This is a genomic window from Clostridium sp., from assembly GCF_051650885.1.
Classification (GTDB): domain Bacteria; phylum Bacillota; class Clostridia; order Clostridiales; family Clostridiaceae; genus Clostridium.
Map to the genome: position 1 here is coordinate 1 of NZ_JBOFRG010000192.1, position 4,452 is coordinate 4,452.

General features: G+C 27.2%; 5 protein-coding genes. 3 read left to right on the forward strand and 2 right to left on the reverse strand.

What is annotated here, in order from left to right; translation table 11 throughout:
- Positions 1 to 75: 75 nt before the first annotated feature.
- Positions 76 to 831 (forward strand): iron ABC transporter ATP-binding protein, encoded by a 756-nt coding sequence (locus ACRC28_RS09405; RefSeq protein WP_438543193.1) that lies wholly within the window; start codon positions 76 to 78, stop codon positions 829 to 831.
- Positions 832 to 877: 46 nt separating this feature from the next.
- Complete coding sequence (locus ACRC28_RS09410) at positions 878 to 1,831, forward strand: siderophore ABC transporter substrate-binding protein (RefSeq protein ID WP_438543194.1); 954 nt, start codon at positions 878 to 880, stop codon at positions 1,829 to 1,831.
- Between the two features lie 77 nt (positions 1,832 to 1,908).
- On the opposite strand, the gene ACRC28_RS09415 is transcribed toward ACRC28_RS09410, so the two are convergent.
- A complete protein-coding gene (locus tag ACRC28_RS09415; RefSeq protein WP_438543195.1) occupies positions 1,909 to 2,289 on the reverse strand; it encodes a DUF454 family protein in 381 nt (126 codons plus the stop codon).
- Between the two features lie 202 nt (positions 2,290 to 2,491).
- Here ACRC28_RS09415 and rbr point away from each other — a divergent pair, with 202 nt between their 5' ends.
- Positions 2,492 to 3,082: a rubrerythrin gene (gene rbr, locus ACRC28_RS09420; RefSeq protein WP_438543196.1), complete on the forward strand. Its 591-nt coding sequence runs from the start codon at positions 2,492 to 2,494 to the stop codon at positions 3,080 to 3,082.
- An 80-nt stretch (positions 3,083 to 3,162) separates the two neighbouring features.
- Here rbr and ACRC28_RS09425 read toward each other — a convergent pair whose 3' ends face one another.
- A complete protein-coding gene (locus ACRC28_RS09425; protein ID WP_438543197.1) occupies positions 3,163 to 4,344 on the reverse strand; it encodes an OFA family MFS transporter in 1,182 nt (393 codons plus the stop codon).
- Positions 4,345 to 4,452: the final 108 nt, after the last annotated feature.

Sequence of the window (4,452 nt, forward strand, 5' to 3'; positions counted from 1 at the left end):
AACATTAAGTGTAATTGTAAACTTTTTAGGGGGAATATATTTTATGTATTTACTATTAAGAGAGGGGAGAATGTAATGATAAAGATTAAAGATATAGTAAAGAAATATGGAAAGAAAAAAGTTGTAGATAATGTGTCAATAAATATAGAAAAAGGAAAAATAACTTCTTTTATAGGGCCAAATGGAGCAGGAAAAAGTACAGTTCTTTCAATGGTTACAAGACTTATGAAAAAAGATTATGGTGAAGTTTTAATAGAAGGAAAAGCTTTAGAAAAGTGGAGTAATAAAGAATTATCTAAAAAGATAGCAATATTAAAGCAATCAAATAACATAAGCTTAAAGCTTACAATTAGAGAGTTAGTTAGCTTTGGAAGGTTTCCACATAGTGAAGGAAAGCTTACTAAAGAGGACAATAAATATATTGATGAAGCTATTTCTTATATGAAGCTTAAAGATATTGAAGATAAATATTTAGATGAGTTAAGTGGAGGGCAAAGACAAAGAGCCTATATTGCTATGGTTATAGCACAAAATACAGAGTATGTATTTTTAGATGAGCCTCTTAATAATCTTGATATGAAACATTCTGTAGAAATGATGAAGGTACTTAGAAATCTTTGTGATGAACTTAAAAAAACAGTAGTTTTAGTTATGCATGATATAAATTATACCTCTTGTTATTCTGATTATATAGTTGCACTTAAAAATGGTAAGATAGCTAAAAGTGGAAAAACAAAAGAGATAATAAAGAAGGATGTATTAGAAGAGATTTATGAAATGGACTTTAATATACAAAACATAGATGGTCAAGAAATCTGTGTTTATTTTTAGAAAATATATTGAGAAAGATAATCAATTTTAAAAGGAGAGATGAAAAATGAATAAAAAAATAGGGATAATAATAGGAGGGATTATAGTTTCATTAATTGGAGGAGCTGTACTTTTAAAAGGAAATGAAAGAAGGGAAAAAGAAGAAAATAGTATAGAAAAAATAGTGGTTACTCATAAGGTGGGAGAAACTAAAGTAAATAAAAATCCAGAAAGAATAGTTGTATTTGATTATGCAGCCTTAGATGTAATAGATAATTTGAATGTAGAAGGTGTAGTTGGAATACCGAAAGCTGGAACAATTCCAGAATATTTAAGCAAATATAAAGGTGAAGAATATGCAAATGTAGGTGGATTAAAAGAACCCGACTTAGAAAAAATACATGAACTTAAGCCAGACTTAATAATAATAAATGGAAGACAACATAGTTTTTATGAAAAATTATCAGAAATAGCACCAACTATTTCACTTTCAAAAGAAGACGGAAAGTATATGGAGAGTACAAAAAAGAATTTAAATTATTTAGGACAAATATTCAATAAAGAAGAGGAAATAGATAAAGAACTTTCAAAAATAGATAAGAAAATTGAAGAGATAAATAAAGTTGTAGAAGAAAATAAATTATCAGCAACAACTTTAATAGCTAGTAATGGTGAACTTAGTGTATTTGGGAAAGATTCAAGATTTGGGATTATATATAATGAACTTGGATTTAACTTAGATTCTGAAGATGTGAAAAAAGCAGACCATGGACAAACAATATCTTATGAATATGTAAAAAATCAAAAATCAGATTATATATTTGTAGTAGACAAGAGTGCTATAACTAAAGAAAAGAAAACTGCAAGAGAGTTACTAGATAATAAATTAATTAAAGAAAGTAAAGCTTATAAAAATGGAAATTTAATTTATTTAGATACAGTAGCATGGTATACAAGTGATGGTGGAATTACATCAACAAATATAATGTTAGATAATATAAGTGATGCTATAAAAAAATAATAGAAAGTCTAAAATGGAACTATCATAATCTTAGATAGTTCCATTTTAAGTTACTTTAAAAGTATGTAAAAGAAAAGTTATTCTGAAATAGTTTCTTTATTAGGAAGTGTTTTTACTTTAAAGGTAAAGTACCAAAGCTTAAATAAGATTATTAAGAGTAGAAATAAATTAATATAGATATTTCTAATTATAAGCATAGAAAGAATAATCAATGTATTAGCAATTAAAAGTAAGGTAACTTTTCTTTTTAAAGTCATTGATTTATTTTCAACAAGGTCTTTTGCATATTTTTTATATATAGTAGATTTAATAAACCAGGTATGAACTTTTTTTGAGCTTTTTAAGAAGCAAAGGGAACTTAAAAGTAAAAATGGTGTAGTTGGAAGTATAGGAATAGCTATGCCAATTCCCCCTAAAATTAAACTTAAAAATCCGATAATAATAAGTAAAGGTTTCATAAAAAATCTCCTTTTAGTCTAGTAGATTTAAATATTGTTTATATAAAGTAATATATGAGTTAGTTTATCTAATTGGGATTAAATTATAAGTGGAAAGATATTTTACTTATAAATTTTAGTTCGTATAAAAAAATAAAGAGAGGTCAAACTATAAAGGAAAGATAAAGGCTTTCATAAACAAAAGATATTAAGGAGTGACTTTATGAAGAGTTTAAAGGGAACAAAAACAGCAGAAAATATAATGAAAGCATTTGTAGGAGAATGCCAAGCAAGAATGAGATATACATATTTTGCAAGTATAGCAAGAAATGAAAATTATCTTCAAATGGCAAAGATATTTTTAGAAATTGCTGAAAATGAAAAAGAACATGCAAAAAGATTTTATAAATTTTTAAAAGAAGACTTTAATGGAGAAAAAATGCATATAGATACAGATTATCCAATAGAAGTTCCAGAAGACACAAAAACCAATTTAATATTTGCAGCAGAGGGAGAGCATGATGAAAATACAAATTTATATCCATCATTTGCAGACATAGCACAAGAAGAAGGCTTCCCAGAAATAGCGGCATGTTTCAGAATGATTGCAAAAGCAGAAGTTGAACATGAAAAACGTTTTAGAACTCTTGCAGATAATATTGAAAAAGGAATTGTATTTAAAAGAGAAGACCCTAAAACTCTTTGGAAATGTGATAACTGCGGATTTATTTTTGAAGGATCAGAACCACCAAAACTTTGTCCTGCATGTATTCATCCACAAAAACATTTTGAGATATTCTGTCAAAATTATTAAAAGATTAGTATAAGGAAATGGACTAGTAAAAACAAATTTTTTTACTAGTCCATTTTTTATTCAATATTAAAGTTTATGTCTTATTTAGAAAGGGCATTCTTTTTTGGTTCTCTTATAAAAATCATTATTACAAGGGAAAGGACACAAAAAGCTAAAAGAATACCAAACATATATTTATAGCTAGGAACAAGTCCACCAACAACACCAGTAAAAATACCTGCAACACCAAAGCATTGATAAATAATTCCGTAATTCATACTGTGATTTCTAAGACCATAATATTCTCCAACTATAGATGGATAGATAGTAAATCCACCACCAAAGCAAGCAGCAATTAAAATTAAAGCTATTAAAAATACAGGGAATGTTATTTTAATAAATAAAAGTACTAATAAAGCTATAATCATTAAAACGAAAAGAATAGTAGCTGCAATGTTTATTCCAAGCTTATCTGAAATAAATCCATAAATTATTCTACCTAAAGTATTGAATATAGCAATTATAGAAACAGCTAATGCTGCAGTTGCTACAGTCATATGGCCTAAATTGATAGCAATTGTTGTAGCAGAACCGATTAAGTAAAGTCCTGTTGCACATGAACCAAAGAAAGCTATAAATAAAAAGTATGTTTGCTTTGTACCTAATAAATCTTTTACTGAATAAACCTTAGTTTGTTTATGATTTTTATCAGGTAAGATAGATAAAATTGCTTCTCTAGTAATAATAGCTCCAACAATAATTAAGATTCCAGCTAAAACTCCCCATATAAGAAATGCTATATGAACTTCAAAATGTTTAAAAAGATATGAGTTAATACTTGTAAAGATTAAGCTTCCTACTCCATAAGCACCAACAGAAATTCCTGAAACAAGTCCCTTATGCTTAGGAAACCACTTTATTACATTTGAAACTGTTAAAACATAGGCTACACCATCACATAATCCAAGTATTACACCAGCAAAGATATATAAAAGCGGTAGTGAATTCATAAGAGGTGCAATTATAAGTGTGATACAGAAAATAATTCCACAAGCTATAATAACTTTTTTTAGACCAAAGGTAAACTGAAGTTTTTTAGCTAAAAGGGTTCCAATTGCTAAAAATAGTGAAGCAATTGAGAAGCTAATAACAACTTGTTTTACATCCCAGCCATGAGCAAGAGCTAAAGGTTTATTAGCTAAGCTCCAAGTATAAAATGTTCCAAGACCTAGCTGTGTAATAACAGCTCCGATTAAAATTAAAATTTGTTCTGATTTTTTCATTTTTTCTCCTATTCTATTATTAGAACTGTGGTTATTAGTTAATAATAATTCTTCTTAAATTTATGATTTTTATTATATAATAATTATTATCCGTTGTCTTTATAAATT

Excerpts from the sequence above, each read along its gene's own strand:
- ACRC28_RS09410 (WP_438543194.1), top strand. The coding sequence starts at position 878 with ATGAATAAAAAAATAGGGATAATAATAGGAGGGATTATAGTTTCATTA.
- ACRC28_RS09425 (WP_438543197.1), bottom strand. The coding sequence starts at position 4,344 with ATGAAAAAATCAGAACAAATTTTAATTTTAATCGGAGCTGTTATTACA.
- rbr (WP_438543196.1), top strand. The coding sequence starts at position 2,492 with ATGAAGAGTTTAAAGGGAACAAAAACAGCAGAAAATATAATGAAAGCA.
- ACRC28_RS09405 (WP_438543193.1), top strand. The coding sequence starts at position 76 with ATGATAAAGATTAAAGATATAGTAAAGAAATATGGAAAGAAAAAAGTT.
- ACRC28_RS09415 (WP_438543195.1), bottom strand. The coding sequence starts at position 2,289 with ATGAAACCTTTACTTATTATTATCGGATTTTTAAGTTTAATTTTAGGG.